Source organism: Clostridium sp. Marseille-P299 (genome assembly GCF_900078195.1).
Lineage (GTDB): Bacteria > Bacillota > Clostridia > Lachnospirales > Lachnospiraceae > Lachnoclostridium.
This window is the reverse complement of the sequence record NZ_FJVE01000005.1, coordinates 342,096-366,688: the sequence shown is the minus strand read 5'-3', so window position 1 is coordinate 366,688 and position 24,593 is coordinate 342,096. Positions and strand designations below refer to the sequence as shown.

Sequence of the window (24,593 nt, the reverse complement as noted above, 5' to 3'; positions counted from 1 at the left end):
TTAAAAAGGTGTCACAGAGGTAAGGTAGTATCATCTGTGACACCTTCTTTTTTTATTAACAAATAAGTTCATAATAAAATTATTTATTTTAAATAAAGCATGAATTCTTTGTTGTTTGGTATTTTAGAATTCATCTTCAGTTGCAGCAATTGCAGCGTTATACTTAATTTCTAAGAACTCATCGAATTCTGCATTAAATAGAGATTCTAAATCTTTGTCATAGCCAATTACCATATGTGATTGGGTGGTAGAATAATGATCTAAGATTTGCATTGCAATTTTCTTTGATACGTGAACATCAACGGAGCTTTTATCTTTTGTAAATATCCTTACAAGGCTTTCTGCATGCCTACCTCTGGTATAGTAATAATAAGCCCAAACCAAATCTTTGTTTGTAAGTATATGGGCCTGAACACCGGAAATAAAAATGGTCCAACGCTTTCCAACCCATATGTCTTTTCCAAACTTGGTTGCTGATGAGAAATCATCTTCGATTGTATGAGATGATACGGCTGGATGATCATTTAGGAATTGATTAAGCTTTTTCTTGTATTTATCCGAGAAAAGGCTAAATATAGCATAAATTATGTATAATACTGCGATTATACTGGCAGCAGTAAAGAGGTAAAACATAATAGTTTCAGTACCACCAATGGTACCATCAATAATGGTATAAGGAATTGCATATTGCTTATATTCCGGAATTTCACTAAATATATAATCTAAATTTTCATTGTAAAATTCAAGGTCTTCCTCTTCCAATTTAGTTAGTGTACCAGTTACCTTAATTCCATCTGGCTGGATATCTGTGTATTGGAAAAAATAGTCTAAAGATTCGTCTATTAACTGGTCCATTTTAGATTCATTTTTAGCATCCAATTGAATCCCTAAGAAGCTACCGTTTTCCTCATCAAATACGAAATATCCAATGTCAAGTAATTTAGATTTTTTAGTAGTCGTATTTGTTTCTTCAATTCGAACATATTCGCTTAAAATGCACCGAGCATTGTAAGTAACATATTTTCCTTCATATTCGGAATAATCCATGTCAGGAGTTAGCGTAATTGGACCTTTTACCACCTGAAATATGGCAAAATCTGTTCCCACCATGCAAACTACTATAACTACCAGAGCAATAATAATCCTAGTAATTGTTCTTTTTTGTACGCGTTTCTTCAATAATTCGTACATTTCATACCTCCACTTTCACCCTTTTAATTTTGTAAACTATAACAAAAAATGATAAATTATTACAGTAGGAATATATTAACATATAATAATGACTGTGAATATGAGAAATATATGAGTTTGCTTGAGACTTTTTTACTAACTTTTAAAACGGAAGCCAATATTATTATTTAACAAGATAGAAAAAATGGTGTATTATAGTAATAAATATACGTAAATTCAGCCTAGATGATTTATGGAGGTATATCAAATGGTATATACATTAACGTTTAATCCATCCATTGACTATATTGTCGCTGTTCCAAATTATAGATCAGGGATTGTCAATAGAACTTCAAAAGAGGAAATATACCCAGGGGGAAAAGGAATTAATGTTTCAATTGTATTAAAAAACCTTGGAGTGGAAAATAAATCCCTTGGATTTATTGCAGGTTTTACAGGATATGAGATTGAAAAGCAGCTACATAGCTTAGGATGTAATACCAATTTTGTTACTCTAAAAAATGGGATGTCAAGAATTAACGTAAAGATAAAAGCAGAACAAGAAAGCGAGATTAATGGACAAGGACCTATTATTTTAGACGAAGAATTAGAAAAGTTATATGCTAAGCTTCATGAACTTAAGGATGGGGATAGTTTAGTTTTAGCTGGAAGTATACCAAACACATTGCCAGTTAATATTTATGAAAAAGTGTTATGTATGCTAGAGGATAGAAAGATTTCCGTCATTGTGGATGCAACGGGAGATTTACTTAAAAATATACTAAAATATAAACCATTCTTAGTGAAGCCCAATCAGCATGAGCTTGGTGATTTATTTGGTACTAAAATAAGCTCCAGGGATGAATGTGTTTTCTACGCAAAACAATTACAGGAATTAGGAGCTAGAAATGTTTTAGTTTCCATGGCAGAAGAAGGTGCTGTATTACTCACGGAGGAAGAAAAAATATACTATTTAAAAGCACCAAAGGGAATAGTGGTAAATTCCGTTGGTGCGGGAGACTCCATGGTGGCTGGATTTTTAGCAGGATATATTAAAACCAATGATTTTATGAAAGCCTTTCAGTTGGGAATAGCGGCAGGTAGTGCGTCTGCATTCACAAACTGGTTACCAAGTGAGGGTGAAATATTAGGACTATTACCAAAGGTAGAAAAATAGTAAGTTTTTTGCATAGAAAATAGACAAGGAGGTTCAGATGATTACTTTATATGGAACTAGTGTATTTCAAGGAATTAGTATTGGAAAAATCTTATTTTATGAGCGAAGCAAATATAATGTGGATAAGAAGACAGTCCATAATGTAGACGCTGAAATTAAACGATTTGAGCTAGCAAAAGAGTCAGCCTTATTAGAACTTCAAGAACTCAATGAAATGGCCTTATCTAAGGCAAATGAAATAAATGCGGCTATTTTTGAAGGGCATCAGTTAATCTTGCAAGATGAAGGCTATTATAATTTTGTCATTGACCTTATATTAAATCAAGGGGCAAATGCAGAGTTTGCAGTGAAGCAAACATCAGAGAAATATTCGCAGATGTTCCTATCCATGAAAGATGAGTATATGCAGGCACGTGCATTTGATATTATAGATGTTTCTGAACGATTGTTAAGGCTTTTAAATGGGGATAAGCAAGAGGAGTTTGTTCTCAATGAACCAGTCATCCTTGCAGCAGATGATTTAATTCCCAGTGAAACAATACGTCTTGATAAAAATAAGGTACTTGGTTTTGCTATTATGTATGGGTCGGAAAATTCACATACTGCCATAATAGCAAAGGCACTAAATATTCCAGCGATTATTGGTATTGGAAAAGAGTTAACTAAGGAGTACAATAATAGGCTAGCAATTATTGATGGAATTAGCGGGACACTATATATTGATCCTGATGCAAATACTTTAGAAGAAATGAAGAAAAAGCAAAAAGAATTACTTCTGGAAGAAGACTTGCTTACTAAGTTAGTAGGCAAGGATAATGTGACTATAGATGGAAAAAGAGTAGATATCTATGGAAACATCAGTAATTTATCTGATGTAGATGAAGTCTTAAAGAATGATGGTGGTGGAATAGGACTGTTTCGAAGTGAGTTTCTTTATTTAGAAAGAGACACGTATCCAAGCGAAGAGGAACAATTTCTTGTATATAAAGAGATCGCAAAAGCAATGAATGGTAAAAAGGTTATTATTCGAACCTTAGATATCGGAGCTGACAAAAAGATAGACTATTTTGGATTAGAGAAGGAAGAAAATCCTGCCATGGGATTTAGGGGAATTCGCATTTGTTTAACTAGAACGGAGATTTTCAAAACACAGCTTCGTGCAATCCTAAGAGCATCTATGTATGGTACAATATCAATTATGCTTCCTATGATAATTTCAGTTTCTGAAGTACGAAAAGCAAAAGATATTTTAGAGGAAGTTAAAATGGAGTTAATAAAGGAGCATATATCCTTTAAAAACGATATTGAGATTGGTATTATGATTGAGACACCAGCAGCGGTAATGATTAGCGACGAGTTAGCAAAAGAGGTGGATTTCTTTAGTGTGGGGACAAATGATTTAACACAATATACACTTGCTATTGATCGTCAAAATACTATGCTAGATACATTCTTTGATGCTCATCATCCAGCAATATTAAAAATGCTTCATATGGTGGTTAAGAATGCACATGAGAATGGTATTTGGGCTGGGATTTGTGGAGAGTTAGCTTCTGATCTAACCATAACAAGAGAATTATTACAAATGGGATACGATGAATTATCAGTCTCACCATCGATGATTTTACGACTTCGAAAGAAGGTTAGAGAGCTTAAATTATCTTAAGAACGGGATTTTAATGCTTAATGAGCAGTTAACATGGACAAAATTATAAATAAGCCTTATAATAAAGAGCAATTGCGTTTTGAGCAGTAAAAGTTTATACAAAGCAGTTTGACCGCTATAAAGCGGATTGAGAGGTTAATATGATATTTGATACACATGCGCATTATGATGATGAAGCATTTAATGAAGATAGAAATGAATTGTTAGAGCAGCTTAAGGACAACGGGGTAGAGACCGTAGTTAATATTGGGGCGAGTATTGAGTCATCCAAAAGTACCATAGAGTTAACGAAGCAATATGAGCACGTTTATGGAGCAATTGGCGTTCACCCAAGTGATACCAGCGAACTTACTGAAGAATCTTTTCAGTGGCTAAAAGATCAGACAAGTCTACCTAAGATCGTTGCAATTGGTGAAATAGGGCTTGATTATTACTGGGATACGCCAGAGAGAGAGCTTCAAAAATATTGGTTTAAAAAACAACTTTACTTAGCAATTGATTTAGAAATGCCAGTAGTAATTCATAGTAGAGATGCAGCGGAAGATACACTTACAATAATGAAAGAGGCAAAACAATATGCCCTAGAGCATAATAAGAAATTTACAGGAGTAATTCATTGTTTTTCTTATGGAATAGAAATAGCTAGAGAATATGTCAAAATGGGATTTTATCTAGGTATTGGTGGAGTAGTTACATTTAAGAATGGAAAGAAATTAAAAGAAGTTGTGAAAGAAATTCCTATGGAATCACTTGTTCTTGAAACAGATTGTCCTTATCTTTCCCCTGAACCAAATCGTGGTAAGAGGAATTCTTCCTTAAATCTAAGTTATGTTGTAGAAAAAATTGCTGAGATTAAAGATATAACAAAGGAAGAAGTAATAAATATAACAAATCAAAATGCAAAGAAGTTATATGGTATGGAATAAAGCGTGTGATTATTTTACTCACATTAAAATAGAGAATAATATTGAAATGAGGTAGTGCATGGCAACATTAGGTGATCCTAAGAATACGATAGAGATTTTAAACAAGTACCATTTTATGTTTCAAAAAAAATTCGGTCAGAACTTTTTAATTGATACTCACGTACTTGAGAAAATAATAAAAGCAGCAAATATTACGAAAGATGATATGGTGCTTGAAATCGGACCTGGTATTGGTACTATGACGCAGTACTTGTGTGAGAATGCGAGAGAAGTTATTGCGGTTGAAATTGATAAGAACTTAATACCTATTTTAAGAGAAGATACGTTATCAATGTATGATAACGTGACGATAATTAATGAGGATATTTTAAAAGTAGATATCAATGCATTAGTGAAGGAAAAGAATGGTGGTAAACCAATCAAGGTAGTTGCAAATCTGCCATATTACATTACAACTCCAATCATTATGGGGCTCTTTGAAGCTCATGTTCCAATTGAAAATATTACGGTCATGGTACAAAAAGAAGTAGCAGATCGTATGCAATCAGGACCAGGAAGTAAAGATTATGGAGCATTGTCTTTGGCTGTACAATATTATGCAGACCCATATATCGTAGCGAATGTACCACCAAATTGCTTTATGCCACGACCTAATGTAGGATCTGCGGTGATACGCTTAACCTTACATCAAGATGCTCCAATTAAGGTAAAAGATGAACACCTTATGTTTAAATTAATCAGAGCGTCCTTTAATCAAAGAAGAAAAACTTTGGCCAATGGATTAAATAATTCACAAGATTTATCATTTTCAAAGGAAATGATAGAAAAGGCGATAGAGGAGTTAGGAGTTCCTGCTACAATACGTGGAGAGGCCTTAACGTTAGAACAGTTTGCAAGGTTAACAGATATTCTTTCACGTTTAAAGAATTAACAGCTAATAACAGATAAAGAATATAGACAAAATAAGAGAGGCTTCGGTGGAAAACAAACATGGGGAATATAAAATGTCTACATCGTTTGAATGGCCGTTATAGAGAAGAAATTCGAGCATTAGAAGAAAAATGCAATGCTTTAGATCAGTCAGAAAGAACGGTATACTTATCAACAAACGGTAACACAACAAAGAATCTTAAGTGTTTTTATTTATATTATGAAGAGGAATTAAAGGGTTTTTTAGCCTTAACAAATATTGATGACAATGATATTGAACTGAATGCTTTTGTAGACCCAGAGTATCGACGCAGAGGAGTTTTTAAAAAACTAGTACAAGCGGCTTTTAAAGAGTGCAAAAAAAGCGATGTTTCAGAAGTATTCATTTTTCAAAGACCTTTTGATAAAGGATCATTGAAAGCAATTTTATCAGTAGGTGCAGAGTATTTATATTCTGAGTATCAGATGGAATTGTCATTATTAGATGGAATGAAAGCGGCAGAGGATATATCAAAGGTAGTTACCTTACATGAAATAAAACAAGAACAAAAAGAATTTTATACAAAACATATGATTCCGTTATTTCAGATGTCAGAGGATGAAGCTGGTGAGCGTTTTGAAGATGCAATTTCAGAACCACGATTAAAAACATATATTGCATATGATAATGAGGAACCAGTCGGATTTTTTAGCCTCTTTTATGGAGGAAGCGCAGTTACTCTTTTTGACGTGGGAATTTGTGAGGAATATCAAGGCAAAGGCTATGGAAATGCTTTGTTAAGAGCGATATATGACGAGGTTTTAACCAAAAAGGAAGATGGAATTTATAGAATAATTCTTCATGTTAGTAGTTATAATGAAGTCGCTACACATCTTTATAAAAAACACGGATTTCAAGTGAAAGACCAGTTAGATTGCTATAAAATTGAAATATTATAATAGATAAAAGATTATATAGTTAAATAAAAATACCACTGTTTTTTAGGAGGGTGTCCTCTTTAATATCAGTGGTATTTTTAATTCGTATGCTTATATAAATAGAAGATTACTATGGCTTTGTAGGAAATAATAACTTATCGATTCTCTTTATAGGCCTGTATTTGTTCGGCTAGGTCATTTAAATATACCCAGCGTTCCATTTTCTCTTCTAACTTTTGTTCGCATTGCTCTTTCTCTTCCATCAGAGCATTTAGTTTGGAGTATTCTGTTGCGGACTTTGCAATATTTTCTTCTAGCTCAGCGATGGTTTGTTCTAGCTTGCTAATATCTTCATCGATGGTTTCATATTCTTTTTGCTCGTTATAGCTAAACTTTGGACGATTGTTTGGTTGCTTCCAAGTGTTTTTGCTAGACTCTGTATCCACAGAAACTTGGTCATCGGCTGCTTTATTGTTGATAGAGGAACCATTTGCGCCACCTGATTGTGGATAACTTTCCTCACTTGTTCTTTTTTCTTTGTAATCACTAAAATTACCTTCATATTGAACAATTAAACCATTGCCCTCAAAGGAGAAGATTCTATCTACTACCTTATCTAGGAAATAACGGTCATGAGAAACTGTGATAACAATTCCATCAAAGTTTTCTAAGTAGCTTTCTAAAATACTAAGTGTTTGTATATCTAAGTCGTTGGTAGGCTCATCTAGTATTAATACATTAGGAGCTTCCATTAACACTTTAAGTAAATAAAGTCGGCGCTTTTCACCACCGGATAACTTTGATATAAGTGAGTACTGCATAGCGCCTGTGAATAAAAACTTTTCACACATCTGTGAAGCTGTTACTACACCATCCACGGTCTGAATGAATTCTGCTGTATCTTTCACATAATCAATTACCCTTTGTTGCTCATTTAAAGCTTCATTTTCTTGAGAAAAATACCCGATTTTAACGGTGCTACCAGTATGCACTTGTCCTTGATCTGGTGTTAGCTTGTCTGTGATTATTTTTAGCAAAGTGGATTTTCCACAACCATTTGGACCAATAATTCCAATACGGTCTCCTGGTAAAAAGATATAGGAAAAGTCCTCGATATACGTTTTGTTATCAAATTGTTTTGAAATATGTTCTAATTCGATGGTTTTCTTTCCTAAGCGAGTAGATACAGAAGATATTTCAACACTTTTATCTTCTTCAATGGTTTTTCTATCTCTTAAAGCTTCAAAACGTTGGATATGGGCTTTTTGCTTTGTAGAACGAGCTCTTGCGCCACGCATCATCCACTCTAATTCAACACGATATAAACTTTTATTTTTTCTCTCTGTAGCCATTTCAATGTCTTCTCGTTGGGCTTTTAGTTCAAGAAATTTTGAATAGTTCGCCTGATAGCTATAAAGATTTCCTTTATCTATTTCAATAATTCGGTTTGTTACTTTATCAAGAAAGTAACGATCGTGAGTAATCATAATAAATGCACCACGATATTTGTTTAAATAGTCCTCTAACCATTCGGCCATTTCATTATCTAAATGGTTTGTTGGCTCGTCTAAAACTAAGATTTCCGCTGGTGTTAATAAAGTTCGAACCAACGCTGCTCTCTTTTTTTGTCCGCCAGATAAAAACTTAGGAGATTCGTCAAAGTTTGAAAGTCCTAATTTAGTGAGCATGGACTTAGCTTCCCCCTCTAAGTTGCGATAAGATTCTTCCGCGGTTTTTCCCTGAATTACATTTTCAAGAATGGAAAGTTTCTCGTCAAATACTGGTACCTGTGGTAAATATTCAATTCTAACCTTTTTACCTTTCGTTATTGTTCCAGTATCAGGTTCTTCAAGGCCTGCAATCATCTTTAGTAAGGTTGACTTACCGGTACCGTTAATTCCGATTACTCCGATCCGGTCGTTATCATTAATTCCTAAACTTGCATTTATAAAAAGCATACGCTCGGTATAGCTCTTGCTGATGTTTTCCATTGTTAACAGGTTCATAAATACCTCTTTCTAAATATAGAATTTACGATTTGTATAGTGCACATTCTACACTATTTTGTATATGATTGCAAAGGGGAGATAGCCAGCATTAGTGGATTGGGAATATCAGGTTGGTGGTAATCATGGAAAAAAGGTGTTTCTTATGCTATAATTATTGGATGTAATTATGTTATTCATATGCTTACTTTTGGAATTTAGAGTGGCGATTCAATATAGGTACACCGCAATATATTCGAAAATCTAGAGCGAAGGCTTAAAATTATGTTTTAGGTAGAAAAGGTTTGATATAGTGCTTTATGGAAATAATAACTATATTAGGCAAGAAAGAAAATAACGATTACCATAAAAGACTCATAGTGAGGTTTTATTAAGAAATTGAATGTCGCTAATGGCGACGGAATGGAGGAAATATGTCGAAAATAGAGTTAGTTAGAGCAGAGATGGTGAAAGCAATGAAAGCTGGTGATAAAGCTAGAAAGGATGCACTTTCCGCGTTATTAACAGCATTAAAAAACTTCGAAATTAATAAACGTGCAGATTTAACAGAGGAAGAAGAAAATACTGTTATTTTAAAAGAAATTAAGCAACTAAAAGAGACTTTGGATTCTGCACCAGCGGATCGTACTAGCATTATTGAAGAATGTACCTTCCGCATCAATGTATTATCTGAATTTGCACCAAAAGCGATGGATGAAGAGGAAGTAAAGGTAGTTATTAAAGAGGTTTTAGAGTCACTTTCTATCTCAAATCCTACAGCAAGTGATAAAGGAAAGATTATGAAAGAACTTATGCCAAGAGTCAAAGGAAAAGCAGATGGCAAGATGGTAAACGAACTTGTAGCTAAGATGTTTTCTTAAAAGTAATAAGCAATTTTAGTCATATTACTCCCAACACAGTCATATATTTCGATAAGACGAGCAGTTTGATTTGAACGCTAAATAAAGCGCAAGGGAGGAGTAATATGGCTGATTACAAACGCTTAATTACGTATGCATATAATTATGAGTCAGGAACGAAAAAGCAAAATGTGGGTCATGCAAGAGTTGAGGTATTTGGAAATGAGCTGAAAGTAAAGGTGAATATAAAAGTACCAAACTTTTCTGGAAATGCTTTAAAATTGTATTTTTACAAGCGAATTCGTGGAGGATTAAAAGTTACTTATCTTTGTGAGATACCTGTGGCAAATGGGTTGGTAGATGAAAAGGTACAGACAGTTACCAGTCATATCGGAGATTCAGGGCTAGAATTTCATGAATTGGATGGATTTATCTTATACTATAATCCTACAAAGTGTGTTGTATCGGATTGGAATGACATGGTACTAACTAGTGAGGAATTATATAGTATAGAATCTTTAAAGACTAAGAAGGCCTCCGATGAGGCTACTAAGATATCACAGATAAAACCTATAAGTGAGCAGGTAGATATTGTAGAAAATGAACCAAAAGATTTACCTAAGATGCAAGACGATAATCAAAAGGAAAAAGCATCTGAGGTTATAAGTGACTCTAAAATTAACAATGAATTAGAATTAGAGCTTGAGAATAACTTGGATTCTTCTAAGTCATCTGAATTAGATCTCTTTAAAAATATAGCTTCTAAAATTGTACAAAATATTAATAAGTTAAAGGATTTAGATGATAGTAATTCAGAGACCGAGGCTGTAGGGGAAAAAGCTTCGGAAGAATTCTCCGAACAAGCAGTCTTTTTTGATGAAAAGGCCTCTAAAATTTCGGAAACAGAAGATTCACAATTGGATTTAGATGCGGGCTTATTTGATAATACTTTATCAGAGCAATCGAAAGAGGATGGTGTATTAGAGGAGAATGAGTATACACAACAGCAAAAAGATGCAGATGCATTAAATCAAATGGATGAAAATGCACGAGAGGAAGAAAATGAGTATACTTTTGAACAAGAATATGAAAGTGCACTAGATCAAGAAGTACATAATATATCAGGGGAATTCTCTCAGGAATTCTTAGAACAAGAACTTATGAATGCATCAGAACAAGAGACTAGGAATGTTCCAAATAGGAGAACCGACATGCATTCTATACCTGGGCTAGCAGCTGCAGCTACAGGTGTTCCAATAGAGAATCAAGGCATTTTTGGTGCAATTAATCAGCAAGCGCCAGCAAATACAAATAAAATATTCCCTTGGAGAGACACCCCTGAAGCAAGAAAAATATTAAACGGATTTCCACGAGTTTATCCTTTTGAAGATGGTGAAATCGCAGAATGTGTTAAAATAGAACCCAAAGATATCGGTTTATTACCAATGGAGCACTGGGGAACCGGTAATAATAGTTTCTTACTTCATGGTTATAACAATTATCATCATTTGCTGTTTGCGAAAAAGCAAACTAGAAATGGGTGTTTGTATTTACTCATGGTTCCTGGTGTTTATAATGCACGTGAAAAATATATGGCTAGGTTATTTGGTTTTGAATATTTTAAATCTGCAAAGCGTAGGAATCTTAGAGAAGGTGAATTTGGTTATTGGTACTTAACGATTAACTTTTAAATGAAAGGTTGGGAGTGGATCGTTTGATAATAAAGAAAAACGAAGATGGTTTTCTCGTTTTCCAGCGATTTCACAGCTATTTCTAGATATTCCTTCATAGGTAAAGCCTAATTTAGTTATGAATTGAATGGAAGCAGTGTTACTTGGTAAAATATCAGCTTCAATACGATCTATGTTTAATTCATGGAACAAAATAGGTATAAGATAGCTTAGTGCCTCATATGCATATCCTTTTTTTATAGAATCTTTATCGAGACGATAGCCTATTTTACAGGTGGCATAAGGTAAGTGGTAAATATGGTAAAAACATATTGTTCCAATGATATGGTTTTCATTGCCTTTCTCAAACAAATAGTAGCGAAGGGAGCTTGCCCTTAAAAACAGCAGATTATCTGCTTTAAGTGCAGCTTCCTGATAAGCTATTGTATAAAATTCTGTGGATTGTAGTGGTTCATATGGGGAAAAGAAAGCTTTATTTTTATTATAAAAATCCAGTACCATAGGAGCAGCACTTTCATTTAAAAGCTTTAGCGTTAAACGCTGGGTATTATAGATAAATTGCATGGAAGTGTCCTCCTAGTTTCTGTCATTCGTAAGTATCTTCTAGAAATTAATTATGCCTGCATAATTAATTAATCAGGCGTAAGTATAAAGCATTATACTGTCTAAAGCATTATACTGTTTAAAGTATTAATTTATTACGCTGTCTAAATTATTACGCTGCCTAAATTGAACTGTATAATTTGTTACACAATCGAATTAACTAGGCAGATCTAATTGATTCGGTATATCTAATCAATCCCACGCAAGCTAGTTTGTGGGATATAAGAAGTGAGCAGGTCTTTGATATGTAGCATTTCTTCTTTGCTAAGAGGGTGTAATCCTCCTTTAATTAAATCTCCAGAATCTTTGAAAGCTTGTAAATAATAATTTTTTGCACCTTGCAACCATTTTCCAATGGATAAAAAATCATCTGGAGTATGACATTCTTTCACGACGGTTGTACGGAATTCATAAGGAATATCACTTACAAGTAATATTTCGACACTTTTTTCAATATTGTTTAGATGAAAAGAATCTAATCCTATTGTTTGACCATATTTTTCTTTGGAGTTTTTAATATCCATAGCAACATAGTCAATTTTCTTTGTATCTATTAATTCTTTTAGAATGCTTGGTTTATAACCATTGGTATCTAGTTTTACCAAGAAACCAAGTTCTTTTATTTGATCAATAAATGAAATAAGATCAGTTTGTAAGGTTGGCTCTCCACCTGTAATACAGACTCCTTCTAGTACCCCTCTTCTCTTTTTTAAAAAATCAAAAAGTTCAAGCTCTGTAATTTGAGGCTGTTCATGAGGATGTAAAACCAAAGGTGCATTTTGGCAAAAAGGACAACAAAAGTTGCAACCATTCGTAAAAATTGTACATGCAATGTGTTTTGGATAATCTAAAAGCGTTAGTTTTTGTAACCCAGCAATTTTCATAATACCTCTATTCTGACGCTTTAACGCCCATTCATAATGAGCATACGTCTGTGTGCCGATAAATTTATCAATCTTTTACCTTATTTATCTTTATTTTGAAGTTTTTCCTTTTTCTTTTGTTCCCTTAATTCTTTAAAAAAACTTTGTAATAAATTCGTACACTCTTCTTCTAAAACCCCAGTGATAAGTTCTACCTGATGATTAAACTCTTGCATTTGCAATAGATTACATACGGAGCCAGCGCAGCCAGCTTTTGGATTCATAGAACCAATGACCACTTTATCAAGGCGAGATTGCACGATAGCTCCAGAGCACATTTGGCAAGGCTCTAAAGTGACATACATGGTACAGCCTTCCAAACGCCAATCTCCCAAACGTTTACTAGCCTTTTCAATGGCTATCATTTCTGCGTGTGCAAGAGTCGTTTTTTTTGTGTTTCTTTTGTTATAACCTCTAGCAATAATGGAATCATTATAAACAATTACGCAGCCAATGGGAACTTCACCAATTGCAGCGGCTTTTTTTGCTTGCTTTAAAGCTTCTTTCATATATATTTCGTCCATTTGGGTAAACTCCTTTATATCAATTAACCTTTTGATTATTATAGACTTATCAAAGGTATCGTACAAGCCCTTGAAAATCAATATAATTTTCGTATATAAGCTTTATTGTATAATATAAATTTCAAAAAATAAATTATATACCAATAGAATGATTTTTTAAAATATAATAAACACTTATAATATACCTCTTTATGGCACATATTAATTACTAGCTTATGGCTATTTTAAAAGCATTGAAAGCAGAGATATAAAATTAAATTTTATTGGAGGTAATTACATGGCAAAAGCAGGTATGAGAAGACCAGATCCTAAAGAGCCACATGGAACAGAGAGTAATCACAAGTTGCATATTAAGAAAAATGATCAACCGCCAGTTCCTGAAATACAAGGAAAGGCAAAGAGTGGACATAAAAAGGCGAATGATATGCAAGAGAATTCAAAATAGTAGCTTGATTTGTAATAATTCTCTTGAAAGAATCTATTGTATGTGAACGCTTTTTCTTGACATATGAGCTAAAACAAAGTATACTAAGTCATGCATTAAAAATATTATATTATTAAATTGGTTATAAAATTTCCGTGCAGCCGGGGAGATAGCGGTGCCCTGTACCTGCAATCCGCTACAGCAGGGGTGATGTCTAGCCTAGGGCAATGTGTTGTAGAGCAGCCCTTAATAAGTGGCGTTGACGTTTGGGTCTTACGCAACAGGAATTTGTGAACCGTGTCAGGGCAGGAATGCAGCAGCACTAAGCAAAACCTCTTGTGTGCCGTAAGGGAGCCTGGGCCGAGTTAACTGTTAAGGTAACGTCTATGAGCATTGTTCGAAGCAAGGCGCACGGATTAAAATAGAATTATAATGATGTCGTTACAATGGGTAGCGGCATTTTTTTTGTGTATTTCTTGTTTTTGATAAAGACTACCACAGAAGTTGAATTTTTATATTTAGTAATTCCAAAAAATGTATAGGACTATTGTATTAAATTAAATAGGACTGGTGTACTATCAACGGAGATAGCCCTTTGCCTGATTGTCTAAAAGCCTTAAAAAAGTGTGTTTTTATACAAAATTCTTGCATTTTCATCTTCCCGTACTTTCCTTTTTGGATTATAATAATAGTTGAAGTTATGAGGGGCTTTTAAATCTTAAGATAAGAAAGGTATCGGATAAAGATATGAGTATAGAATTAAAACCGGGTACTGTAAGTCAAGTAGTGAAAGGTACAACTCTATTTGCTCAGAATGGTACGATTGATAATATCTGTATGATATTAAAGGGGCGTGTAATGGCAAGAAGTAAAGGAGTATTTACTGTTCTTACTCCTGGATGTTTTATTGGAATAAATGATATATATTTAGGTCGGTATTTAAATGACTATATTGCTGTTGATGATTTAGCTATTTACACGTTTGCAGTAGAGGGGTTAGAAAACGAAGGAGCAAAAATTTTAGATAAAATATTAGAGGTAAACAAAGACTATGGCGGTTTAATCGTTTATTCTTTATGCAATTATCTAAAGAATATTATAGAAGTTAAGCTAAGCTTGTCTTCTTTAACAATGTCTTTATATACATTTATAAAGTCGCATTATAAGAATTACATTGAAATTGGTAAGGGAGCAGGCGTTATAACAAATACAATGCCTCAGGTAGAAGAACTTTATTTGTATGAATCAGAATATAGTGTAGATAATAAAAAGCTTCAGTATTACCTAGAGAGCAGTAAAATTCCTGTGGATATTCAAAAAAGCTATTTTTCATATACAAACTACATGGTTTCAAGTCATATTGAAGAGATATCAACATTAATAGCAGAAGCTACGAATGAATGCATGGAACTAGCGGAATACATAGAAGATGCAGTATATGTTTTAATGAATGATGGTGAGCAAAGCTTATTTAAAAATGAAGCTATATTGGCTATGAAGTTAAATAAAGCAGGGAATAGAAATGAATTCCTTATGGAAGAAATCGATAAAACCGTCGATCAGATTAATAAGGTAGATAAAATCTTCACCGAAAAGGTTGGACGTAGTTTACAGATTGATCGTGAGAAGATGGAGCAACTATATTATGCACTTATTAGTGGAGAGAATGAAGTTCTCATCCACAATAAGCAAAATAAGTTGGTTGATAGCAGCGATTATTTAAAAGAGTTAGAGGGATCTTTACAAAAGATTTTAAGATATAGTACATTAGAGCAAGAAGAAATGTTGGCGTTTACCAACAATATAGAGTATTTTATTAATGCAAGCGACCGATTATCCATTGATGATACGATGCGCTTAGTAAAACGAGAAATTTCAAAAACGTTTTATGAACTATATGAGAACATTTTCTTGCTTTCTTATGGTAAAACATCAATTCCTAAAGCAGTGGAGCTATTTTTAAATTATGGATATATTGATGAGCGCTTGTTAACCGAGGAGCAACTGCTTTCTCTATGCCAGATTGATGATTTAAAAGAGGAATCCCGTTTTAATATCTATAGCATAAGAGAATGGCTCACTTTAATCTATGAAGGAAAAAAGGAGCCGTCTAAAACGGAATTTGATTTGGATTATAATGAAACTCTTAGGATTGCAAAAAAACGTGGTGAGATTCGAGAAGAAGACGAGCGTCGATTGAGCACTGATCTTAATGAAAAGTTAAAGTTTGAAATTAAAAATATGTTCTTGTATAATAACAGAATTGTAAATGGTCAATTATCAACATTTGTTCCAATTTTATATAAGGATATGTTTTTAAATAGCCTAGAGCGTTCCTATCTAACAAAACAAAGAGTAGAAGAAGCACTAAATAAAGTAATCTCTATTGATTACTCTGCTTTTTGTCGTGAGGTTTTGTATTATGATAAGGAAAAACGAATTGAACGTGAATATATCATAAAAGAAGTATTTCCTGATATTATACTATTCCCAACCGTTGGTACCAATGGATCTATGTGGCAGGAAATCACGGGTAAGAAAAGAGATAGTGAAGGAAGATTTATGTTCCCAAGCTTTTTTGAATCCAATTTTGATGATGTAATGATTCGTATGGTTGGGCGATTCCGTTGGGAACTTTGTAGAAGTATTCAAGGAACCTCATGGAATAACATTAAGGAGAAATCCTTAACTTCTGAATACATGGATTATATTCAGTTTTATAAAAAGAATTCAGAGCTATCAGAAGAGCGTAAGGAAAAGTTAAAATCACAAATTCAAAGAAATAGAAACAATTCTAGAGAAATATTTGCGTCTGACTATGAAGCATGGATAAAAGGAGAGGCCATGGGGGCCTTAAAATTAAATAAATATGTAAGAGAACTTCTTGCAACTTATTGTCCATTTTCAAAGCAAATAAGAGATAAAATTAGGACGCAACCGTTGTTTGAAGAGGCAATGGCAAGATATAATCGTAATAAATTTAAAAAGATACATGAGCTTGAACTTCGATATCATGCTTTGCAAAAGGATAATATTGAGTTAACGCAAGAATTAATTGATACAATGAAATTTTACAAAGAACTGTAAGTAAACATCAGTTTTAGAACTGTCGCAAGATTGTGCATATGCGACAGTTCTAATTTTCTTGAACAGCTTCTTTTATTAAATTTAGTGCACCTTAGGTGGCTTAGTGAGAGGAAATATGATTCAAAATTCTCCAATGATTACGGATATTATAGAAAATCATAACGATCGTATGCAAAACTTAAAGAAGTTTATTCCCTTCTTTCGATTGCAAGATTCTGCGATGAATTATTACAAGGAAGGAAAATATGCCTTCCTTGATTTAGGATATTTAACAATGGCGTTGTTACGATATTTCATTGAAGAAAATAATTTTAATGACCGCCAAGTTTCTTATGCAGAAGTAATATCTTTTATGACGCAAGCGCTACAACGGGATTTTGATCTCTTTTTATCAGAGGAAGAATATAAGGATTTAATAGGCTATATGTTCGACAAGATAAAGAATGATGGAAAACCTTTTGTGATGGACTATTTTGATCCAGCGGATAAGAAAAGAAAAACTGCCAGAATGAAATTAATTGATAGTAAATTAAGCAATGGAACTGTACTTTATACAATTACAGCAGATGCCATTGAGTTTTACTTAGAAACCAAGGAAGTAAAAGAAGAAAGTAGAATTAGTATTGAGCAGCTGCTACTTGAAAAAATGATAACTACGAAAAATTTTAGAGGTGGAATTGAGGTAATCCGAAGAATTAATGGAGAGGTAAATCGATTACGCCTTAGGAAGCAAGAGGTATTACAGATTTTAGGAAACAACGTCTTTGAGGGTGTAAAGGCACTTGAAGAGTTTAATAAGACGGGTATCCAGTGGTTTAACGAGGAACAAAAGGCATTTTTAAGGAATAAACAGTTGATTGACCAAGCTTATGCAAAAACAGAGCAATTGGCAAATACAGAGCAAGATCCGGTGAATCGCGAAAACTCATATAGAGAAATTTATGAGTTGGAAGTGGAGATAAATAAGGCAATTGATAATCATGGTAGATTGTTAAGTGATTGTACGGAACTCCAAAAAAGAGCCGATGAAATTATTTCTAAATACAAATTTTCAAGGTTAAGAAATGCATTTGATTTTAGCGGATATTTAGAGAAAGCAAAAGAGAAAAACAATACAGAATTTTTATCCTCACTGATGATGCCATTGTTAAAGCCGAAAATAAATAAAAGCTTTTATATAGGATCCATAGATGAACTTTTATTGGGGCAAACGGAGTCAGAGGAAAAAGGACAGTTAATTGGAGAACAGTTAGAGGAAAACTATCGATACGATGATGAAATAGAAGAAGAACGCTTAGAATCCAATTATCAAAGTATTGTAAAAACATTACTTGATACGTTGTTAAGCAATGAGAGTTTTGATTTAAAACAATTTAACGCCATATTAGAGGTAAAGTATTTTGATGTTATTTTTAAGAATAGCGACTATTATTCTTTTCTTGTTCAACTATGCCAGAAAAAAGAGTATGATTTATCAAAACTTGAGGAGCATCAGGATACATTTTTTGAAGGCATACTAGCTAAGTTTTTATTAGAACCAAAACATGCAAGGTATAAGAAGTTAAAATTCCGCTTGGAGTTATCAGGGGAAGAATCCCTTACATCGGAAGGCATGTTAAAAGAAGAGGACCTATTAACACATAATGTTTTATTAAAAGAACATACAGGAAGCTTTACAACATCGAATATTCGATTTATACGTATATAGGAAAGTTAAAATACCTCCTAGCAGTAACATAGAAAGGTTAAGAAACGATGAATAACAAAAATCTTGAAAAGGCAATGGACATATTTGCAGCTTTGATTGTTGGTGAAGAAATCAGCTTAGAATCCGGAAAAAATGCAAGTCTTTATGAAGCATATAATTCCAATAGTGAAGTAAATGATATGGTTGATCTTATGCTAAAGAAGATGAATTTGAATATATATAACTATAATTATAGTTTGTATGTAACAGCAGGGGATCATAACCGAGTGTTTGGATACAGCAATGAAGAATTAAAGCGAATGCTTTCCCTTCGCCTTAATAAAGAGCTTTATCTGTGTTATTTTATTATGTATAATATCATGACGTATTTTTATAGCGATTCCGCTACTTATACTTTTGCAGAATATATAAAGTTGGAAGATGTAATTTCTTCTGTGGATGCATCTTTAAAAAATATAATTTCGAATTTAAATATTATGGTGAAAAATGAGCTTGAAGAAAGCAGTTTTGAAATGTTAGCTCTAACTTGGGATGAACTTCCTGTAATGAGTAAAGAAGATACCAATGGGATACGTGCAGGAAGAGGATCTAAAGCAGCTTTTGTAAAACTAACATTTAACTTTTTGCTTTCTCAATCCCTAATGGTAGAAGCGCAGGAGCGATACTATCCAACCAACCGTTTTCATGCACTGATTAAGAATTATTTTGAAGAAGAGCGTGGACGTTTGTTTGAAATGGAGCAATTCGCAAAGGAGGAAAATACCGGTGCCGAATATTAATAGAATTCGAGTAAACAATGTAAAATACAATTTTGGAACACAAGCTTACGATGATTTTATAATGAAACCATTTGGTCAAAATACCTTATATGATTTAGCAAATGGCGGTGGTAAAAGTGTTCTTATGTTATTAATGTTACAAACGGTGTTACCAAACTGTACATTAGATGACAAGCAGCCAATTGAGAAGTTATTTCGAACCAATGAGGGAAGTCAAACGATTCATTCACTGGTAGAGTGGAACCTAGACAATAAAGATATTGTCCATGGTTTTAAATACATGACGACTGGTTTTTGTGCAAGAAAAGCGACTGCAAATGCAGCAGAAGTTAATCCATCCAAGGAAACTGCCTCCATTGAATATTTTAACTACTGTATTTTTTATCGAGAATATAACGAAAATGATATTAGAAATCTTCCTTTAGTAAAGGATAAAGAAAGAATTACGTATAGCGGTCTTAGGAAATATTTAAAAGAGTTAGAACGTGATAATTCGTATATCGTAAAGATATTTGATCGAAAAGGAGAATATCAAAGCTTTATCAGTCAATATGGGCTTTATGAGAGTGAATGGGAGATTATTAGAGGGATTAATAAAACCGAAGGGCATGTTAGAACCTATTTCGAGAACAATTACAAAACCACGAGAAAAGTCGTTGAAGATTTATTAATTGAGGAAATCATTGAAAAGTCCTTCCGCTTAAAATCAGGAAATGATGAAGCGGCAGATATGATGTCAAAAACACTGCTTGATATTAAGGACCGATTACTTGAACTATCCAAAAAGAAAGAAGAAATCTCAGCTTATGATAAGCAAATTGAAATTATCTCAGATTTTTCAAAGCGTGTAGAAGGAATACTAAAATCTTATGAAGAATTGGCTGACTGTGAGAAAGATTTAGTTCGAACATATGCCCAAATAGGACATTTATATAAGTTAAAGACAGAAAAGCTTGAGACAAAGAAAATAGAAAGTGTATCTTATAAAGAAAAATTATTTTCCTTAACAAAAGCTATTGAATCTGCAAAATATTATATGGACAAATCCGCTGCAAGTGAACTTTTAATTCAGTTAAATGAAATGGAAGAGGAGCTTAAAGAGGCAAAAAACAAGCATACATTGATGTTAGAGCAGCTTCAAATAAAGGAAAGTTTTAATGATTATCTGGAGTATCAAGAAGAAAAAAATAAGCGTGATGAGATTTCAGAAGCAATTGCGGCGATTAAGAATAAAAGCACTGGGCTAATTGATGAAATTCACCTCTTAACTTATCATTTAAAAGAACGTTTTTCAATGAAACAAGAGAAATTAGAGGAAGAAATTAAGCAAGTAAAAGATGAGATAGAAGTTTCTTCAAAACAGGTACAAGATCTTGACTTTAAAACAAGATTAGTAGAAAAAGAACTTGCAATCAGTGATAGTAAATTTGAACAAGCCAGTGAAAAAGCCATTGAATTATCGGAGCATATAGCAAAACTTAAAACGAATTTAGGTCTTCTTGTGATTGAGAATGTAAGTGATGAAATTAAAGAGTATGAGAAAAAGCTTGAGAACTGCAAAGATTATCGAAAAATATTAGTAACTTCTTTAATTGAAATCGAAAAAGAGTTTAGCGAAGCAGAAGTTGAATTAACGAAAAATGAATATGAGAGTCATGCCCTAAAACAAGTATGCCAAGAAGCAGAAGAATTTTTTAAAGAGTATGAAGAAATTAAAAAAAGAATCCATGGTCTTGGAATTGTTTATGGTAAAAGTGAGTACGCTGCTTTAAGAAATGAAATAAAGGCAAGATATAAAAACAATATTAGTAATATTGAGGAAAATAAGACTCGTATTAAGACATTGGAAGAAGAATTAAAGCGCCTTAAAGATAAGACGTTTTTATCAAATAGTGAAATATTAGATGATTTTAAAGAAGAAATAAAAGTTAATAACCAAGTGTATGCAAGAACTGGCGAAGAGTATTTATTAACACGTTCTGAAGAAGAGAAAAAGGAACTTTTAAAACGTTATCCATATCTTCCATATTCTTTAGTCATTAAAGAGGGATATGAGGCGATAAAATCGGATGAAACGTTAATGAGTAAATTAACTTTTGATGTAGTCTTACCACTTATTGACGAAAGAGCTTTAACTTATAGTAAAGAAGTATTGCAATCAGAATACATCTGCTTGTTGGCAAAAGATCAAAGTATCTTTTTTGATGAAGAACGTTTAGAAAAAGAAATTCTTTCAAAGAAAAAAGAGCTTGAGGAAGCAAATCGGATTCAAAATCGTCTTTTGGAACAAGAGAGCACTTATCTTACAGATGAAGCACAGGTTCAAGAATTTATTTTAAAATATGCGGATAAGTATGCACGTTTACAAGAAGATGTTTTTGAGAAGGAACAAAAGCTAAAAATTCTTGAAAAAAGAGCAGTAGAAATACGTGAGAATTTAAATCAACGTATCGATAAAAAAGAGCAGACAAGGCAGGCATTACAGAGTACAGAAGATGAGATGGGCCGTCTAGAGATGGATATCGAAGTATTAAAAGAGCTTCTTCGATTTGATATGGAAAATGAACAGCAAGAAAATATTCTGAAGGAAGAAAGTAAGAAGAAAGATCATCTGGTTAAACAGCGCGATTTGTTAGCAGAAGAATATAACGCTGCTACATATAATCTTCAGTCAATCAAAGGGCTTATGGAGAGTAAGCAAGTAGCATTAAAAGAGTTAAATACGGTATGGGAAGAGAAATATCAGTCCTATTACGTAGAAGGAAACTATGAGGGCATTAATTTAACAGATGATGAGCTTTTAACTAGCTTAAATGGAAAATGTCTTGCATTTGAAACGGAGCATACGGACTTAGAGGATAAGAATCATTTAGTGAATTCTTATGTAAACGGTATGAATCGATGCTTAAAAAGTATTTCCAACCGAGGCGTTAGTACTTCGCTATTAAGTCAGTTGCAAGAAGAAGGAAAGTTATATCAAGTAAGTGATCAAGAGCTATTAAGCCTTAAATCTGGCGTAAGAGAATTAAAAGAGAAAATTGATCACATGGTTCAGATATTAGATGATAAAAAGGCGGAATTTAATCGCTTAGATGGAAAAACTGGGCAAGCCTTATCTGCTTATCAAGAGAAGTATGGTGAATTAACGGATGTTATTTTAGATGAAATGAAGGCTAAGGATGTTATTGAACGTAGTAAAAATCAGATTTTACAGTTGCAAAATAGCTTAGCTACCATGGAGGACGAACAACAGCAGTTAATAAAAGAATCTGAAGCGTTACTTGATATGAAAAAAGATATGGAGCGTATTTTTAAGAATAGCACGCTCTTAAACGAAGTACCAAACAATACGGATGATTTCTATGAATTAGAAGAAAAGGACATTAGCTCACGAAACGAGGAATTAGTTAAGTCATATGATTTACTTCAGGTTGCACTAAAATCAAAGCAAGAGGTGTTTGCAAGAAGTAAAGACGCAATTATTAGTGAACTCATGGCATTGAATGCAACAGGATTAGCTGAAGAGATTAGAAGCAGTGTTTCTATACCAAAGAATGTTGAAGATACGGTGAGATTACTTAAAAACTTAGAAGAAGTAAACGAATGTATCGCCTTAGAAAAAACATTGATTATGCGTGGAATAGAAGATATGGAGCAGATGAAAGAAAACTTTGAAAATCAATGTTTACAACGCTGTATTCATATTAAGACTGAACTTGAGCGCCTGTCTAAACTTTCAAAAATCATGTTGGATGGGGAACAAATTAGTATGATAAACCTTAGCATCCCTTATGTTAAGGAGGAATTCTATCAAGAAAAGATGTCCCATTATATTGATGAGATTGTGCACTATGCAGATGAATGCAAAACCTCAGAGGAAAGACTGAAATTTATTAAAATGTCTCTTTCATTAAAGAAGTTATTTTCTGTTATTGTTACAGACATGAACAGTATTAGACTTACTCTTTATAAAAGAGAACGTATCAAAGAACAAAGTAAGCATTTACGTTATGAAGAAGCCGTTGGAAGTACAGGACAGTCCCAGGGAATTTATATTCAGTTCTTAATTGCCATCATAAATTATATAAGTAATATAAACAGTGCATCTATGGATAACACTGGACTATTAAAGGTAATTTTTATAGATAATCCGTTTGGTGCAGCAAAAGACGTTTACATTTGGGAACCAATTTTTGAATTATTAAAGACCAACCATGTTCAATTAATTGTTCCAGCAAGAGGAACGACACCAGCGATTACAGGTAGATTTGATGTAAATTATGTACTTGGACAAAAGATTATCGATGGTAGACAGCAAACCGTTGTGGTTGATTATCAAAGTAGAGTGGATGCCAACGAGATTGAATATATACCAATTCAGTATGAACAAACCAGTATGGACTGGTTTGAATAGTCTATAAATAATACACTTGTCTAAAAATAACGTTAATGATAAGATATTCTTAAAATATGTCTAAAAAGGAGAGAATTTCATGCTTGAACTAATACATGTGAGTAAACATTATAAAAAGGTTATAGCTGTGAAAGATCTTTCCTTTTGCATAGATAAGGGCGAAGTCTTTGGGATAATTGGTGAGAATGGTGCCGGAAAATCAACGACTTTGTCCATGATTGCTACTTTAATAAAACCAGAGGAAGGTAGCATTTTATTCGAAGGCAAGGATATTGTGAAACATCCAAAGGTTATTAGGCAATCTCTTGGATATGTTCCACAAGATATTGCACTTTATGAATCTTTAACTGGTTATGATAATATATTATTTTGGGGAAGAGCCTATCATGTAAGTGATAAATTAATACACCAAAGATTAGCCATACTTAGTGACATGGTAGGTTTTTCTGCAAGTTTACTAAATAAAAAGGTAAAAGAATATTCAGGCGGGATGAAACGTAAATTAAATATTATAGCAGCTTTGTTGCATCAGCCTAAATTAGTTATATTTGATGAGCCTACGGTTGGCATTGATATTAGATCAAGAAAACAAATCTTAAAAGCAATCCTTGAATTAAAAAGGAATGGAACTTCTGTTATATTTGTTGGGCATCATATGGATGAAATTGAATCAATTTGTGATCGTATTTTGGTATTAAAAGATGGAAGAAGCATATATAATGGAACTATGAAAGAGGCAGTAAACCGTCAAACGGGCAAGATACCATTAGAACAATTGTATATGGAATTGATGAATCAATCATAAGTT

At 33.2% G+C, this 24,593-nt stretch carries 18 protein-coding genes and 1 other RNA gene; 14 read left to right on the top strand and 5 right to left on the bottom strand.

Features of this window, described 5'->3' with window-relative positions:
- Window positions 1–123 precede the first annotated feature (123 nt).
- Window positions 124–1,191: a DUF6709 family protein gene (locus BN4220_RS03430; RefSeq protein WP_066713633.1), complete on the bottom strand. Its 1,068-nt coding sequence runs from the start codon at window positions 1,189–1,191 to the stop codon at window positions 124–126.
- A gap of 247 nt (window positions 1,192–1,438) precedes the next feature.
- Between BN4220_RS03430 and pfkB the strand changes: the two genes are divergently transcribed.
- From pfkB to BN4220_RS03405, 5 genes are all read left to right on the top strand, one after another.
- Entirely contained in the window at window positions 1,439–2,347 is a 909-nt protein-coding gene (pfkB, locus tag BN4220_RS03425; protein ID WP_066713625.1) for a 1-phosphofructokinase, read from the top strand.
- Window positions 2,348–2,384: 37 nt separating this feature from the next.
- Window positions 2,385–4,013 (top strand): phosphoenolpyruvate--protein phosphotransferase, encoded by a 1,629-nt coding sequence (gene ptsP, locus BN4220_RS03420; RefSeq protein ID WP_066713623.1) that lies wholly within the window; start codon window positions 2,385–2,387, stop codon window positions 4,011–4,013.
- 140 nt (window positions 4,014–4,153) lie between these two features.
- Window positions 4,154–4,939, top strand: coding sequence for a TatD family hydrolase (locus BN4220_RS03415; RefSeq protein WP_066713619.1), 786 nt, complete (start codon window positions 4,154–4,156; stop codon window positions 4,937–4,939).
- 58 nt (window positions 4,940–4,997) lie between these two features.
- Window positions 4,998–5,870: a 16S rRNA (adenine(1518)-N(6)/adenine(1519)-N(6))-dimethyltransferase RsmA gene (gene rsmA, locus BN4220_RS03410; RefSeq protein ID WP_066713617.1), complete on the top strand. Its 873-nt coding sequence runs from the start codon at window positions 4,998–5,000 to the stop codon at window positions 5,868–5,870.
- 59 nt (window positions 5,871–5,929) lie between these two features.
- Complete coding sequence (locus tag BN4220_RS03405; protein WP_066713615.1) at window positions 5,930–6,808, top strand: GNAT family N-acetyltransferase; 879 nt, start codon at window positions 5,930–5,932, stop codon at window positions 6,806–6,808.
- Between the two features lie 134 nt (window positions 6,809–6,942).
- Here BN4220_RS03405 and BN4220_RS03400 read toward each other — a convergent pair whose 3' ends face one another.
- Window positions 6,943–8,793 (bottom strand): ABC-F family ATP-binding cassette domain-containing protein, encoded by a 1,851-nt coding sequence (locus BN4220_RS03400; RefSeq protein WP_066713612.1) that lies wholly within the window; start codon window positions 8,791–8,793, stop codon window positions 6,943–6,945.
- A 413-nt stretch (window positions 8,794–9,206) separates the two neighbouring features.
- On the opposite strand from BN4220_RS03400, the gene BN4220_RS03395 reads away from it, so the two are divergent.
- Complete coding sequence (locus BN4220_RS03395; protein WP_066713611.1) at window positions 9,207–9,653, top strand: GatB/YqeY domain-containing protein; 447 nt, start codon at window positions 9,207–9,209, stop codon at window positions 9,651–9,653.
- Between the two features lie 104 nt (window positions 9,654–9,757).
- Window positions 9,758–11,323, top strand: coding sequence for a DUF6128 domain-containing protein (locus BN4220_RS03390; RefSeq protein ID WP_066713609.1), 1,566 nt, complete (start codon window positions 9,758–9,760; stop codon window positions 11,321–11,323).
- Here the strand turns inward: BN4220_RS03390 and BN4220_RS03385 are convergent.
- The 3 genes from BN4220_RS03385 to tadA form a co-directional block, all read right to left on the bottom strand.
- Window positions 11,306–11,887, bottom strand: coding sequence for a GNAT family N-acetyltransferase (locus BN4220_RS03385; protein WP_066713608.1), 582 nt, complete (start codon window positions 11,885–11,887; stop codon window positions 11,306–11,308). The genes BN4220_RS03390 and BN4220_RS03385 overlap by 18 nt on opposite strands.
- Window positions 11,888–12,114: 227 nt before the next feature.
- A complete protein-coding gene (locus tag BN4220_RS03380) occupies window positions 12,115–12,810 on the bottom strand; it encodes an anaerobic ribonucleoside-triphosphate reductase activating protein (protein ID WP_066713605.1) in 696 nt (231 codons plus the stop codon).
- Window positions 12,811–12,890: 80 nt separating this feature from the next.
- Window positions 12,891–13,373 (bottom strand): tRNA adenosine(34) deaminase TadA, encoded by a 483-nt coding sequence (gene tadA, locus BN4220_RS03375; protein WP_066713603.1) that lies wholly within the window; start codon window positions 13,371–13,373, stop codon window positions 12,891–12,893.
- 277 nt (window positions 13,374–13,650) lie between these two features.
- On the opposite strand from tadA, the gene BN4220_RS20205 reads away from it, so the two are divergent.
- The 7 genes from BN4220_RS20205 to BN4220_RS03345 all read left to right on the top strand — a co-directional run bounded on the left by BN4220_RS20205 (window position 13,651) and on the right by BN4220_RS03345 (window position 24,590).
- A complete protein-coding gene (locus BN4220_RS20205) occupies window positions 13,651–13,818 on the top strand; it encodes a hypothetical protein (RefSeq protein WP_197467883.1) in 168 nt (55 codons plus the stop codon).
- A gap of 132 nt (window positions 13,819–13,950) precedes the next feature.
- Window positions 13,951–14,212: signal recognition particle sRNA large type (gene ffs / locus BN4220_RS03370), an RNA gene on the top strand.
- Between the two features lie 332 nt (window positions 14,213–14,544).
- On the top strand, window positions 14,545–16,884 hold the full coding sequence (locus tag BN4220_RS03365) for a hypothetical protein (protein ID WP_066713600.1): 2,340 nt from the start codon (window positions 14,545–14,547) through the stop codon (window positions 16,882–16,884).
- Window positions 16,885–16,999: 115 nt separating this feature from the next.
- Complete coding sequence (locus tag BN4220_RS03360) at window positions 17,000–18,592, top strand: hypothetical protein (RefSeq protein ID WP_066713594.1); 1,593 nt, start codon at window positions 17,000–17,002, stop codon at window positions 18,590–18,592.
- A gap of 47 nt (window positions 18,593–18,639) precedes the next feature.
- On the top strand, window positions 18,640–19,371 hold the full coding sequence (locus BN4220_RS03355; protein WP_066713592.1) for a DUF6063 family protein: 732 nt from the start codon (window positions 18,640–18,642) through the stop codon (window positions 19,369–19,371).
- Window positions 19,358–23,785 (top strand): hypothetical protein, encoded by a 4,428-nt coding sequence (locus tag BN4220_RS03350; protein ID WP_066713590.1) that lies wholly within the window; start codon window positions 19,358–19,360, stop codon window positions 23,783–23,785. Before BN4220_RS03355 ends, BN4220_RS03350 begins: the two co-directional genes overlap by 14 nt.
- A gap of 79 nt (window positions 23,786–23,864) precedes the next feature.
- Entirely contained in the window at window positions 23,865–24,590 is a 726-nt protein-coding gene (locus BN4220_RS03345; RefSeq protein ID WP_066713588.1) for an ABC transporter ATP-binding protein, read from the top strand.
- Window positions 24,591–24,593 lie beyond the last annotated feature (3 nt).

Coding starts and splice junctions, on each gene's coding strand:
- BN4220_RS03415 (WP_066713619.1), top strand. CDS start 4,154: ATGATATTTGATACACATGCGCATTATGATGATGAAGCATTTAATGAA.
- BN4220_RS03345 (WP_066713588.1), top strand. CDS start 23,865: ATGCTTGAACTAATACATGTGAGTAAACATTATAAAAAGGTTATAGCT.
- BN4220_RS03390 (WP_066713609.1), top strand. CDS start 9,758: ATGGCTGATTACAAACGCTTAATTACGTATGCATATAATTATGAGTCA.
- BN4220_RS03365 (WP_066713600.1), top strand. CDS start 14,545: ATGAGTATAGAATTAAAACCGGGTACTGTAAGTCAAGTAGTGAAAGGT.
- BN4220_RS03430 (WP_066713633.1), bottom strand. CDS start 1,191: ATGTACGAATTATTGAAGAAACGCGTACAAAAAAGAACAATTACTAGG.
- BN4220_RS03380 (WP_066713605.1), bottom strand. CDS start 12,810: ATGAAAATTGCTGGGTTACAAAAACTAACGCTTTTAGATTATCCAAAA.
- ptsP (WP_066713623.1), top strand. CDS start 2,385: ATGATTACTTTATATGGAACTAGTGTATTTCAAGGAATTAGTATTGGA.
- rsmA (WP_066713617.1), top strand. CDS start 4,998: ATGGCAACATTAGGTGATCCTAAGAATACGATAGAGATTTTAAACAAG.
- pfkB (WP_066713625.1), top strand. CDS start 1,439: ATGGTATATACATTAACGTTTAATCCATCCATTGACTATATTGTCGCT.
- BN4220_RS03385 (WP_066713608.1), bottom strand. CDS start 11,887: ATGCAATTTATCTATAATACCCAGCGTTTAACGCTAAAGCTTTTAAAT.
- BN4220_RS03395 (WP_066713611.1), top strand. CDS start 9,207: ATGTCGAAAATAGAGTTAGTTAGAGCAGAGATGGTGAAAGCAATGAAA.
- BN4220_RS03355 (WP_066713592.1), top strand. CDS start 18,640: ATGAATAACAAAAATCTTGAAAAGGCAATGGACATATTTGCAGCTTTG.
- BN4220_RS03400 (WP_066713612.1), bottom strand. CDS start 8,793: ATGAACCTGTTAACAATGGAAAACATCAGCAAGAGCTATACCGAGCGT.
- BN4220_RS03360 (WP_066713594.1), top strand. CDS start 17,000: ATGATTCAAAATTCTCCAATGATTACGGATATTATAGAAAATCATAAC.
- BN4220_RS03405 (WP_066713615.1), top strand. CDS start 5,930: ATGGGGAATATAAAATGTCTACATCGTTTGAATGGCCGTTATAGAGAA.
- tadA (WP_066713603.1), bottom strand. CDS start 13,373: ATGGACGAAATATATATGAAAGAAGCTTTAAAGCAAGCAAAAAAAGCC.
- BN4220_RS20205 (WP_197467883.1), top strand. CDS start 13,651: ATGGCAAAAGCAGGTATGAGAAGACCAGATCCTAAAGAGCCACATGGA.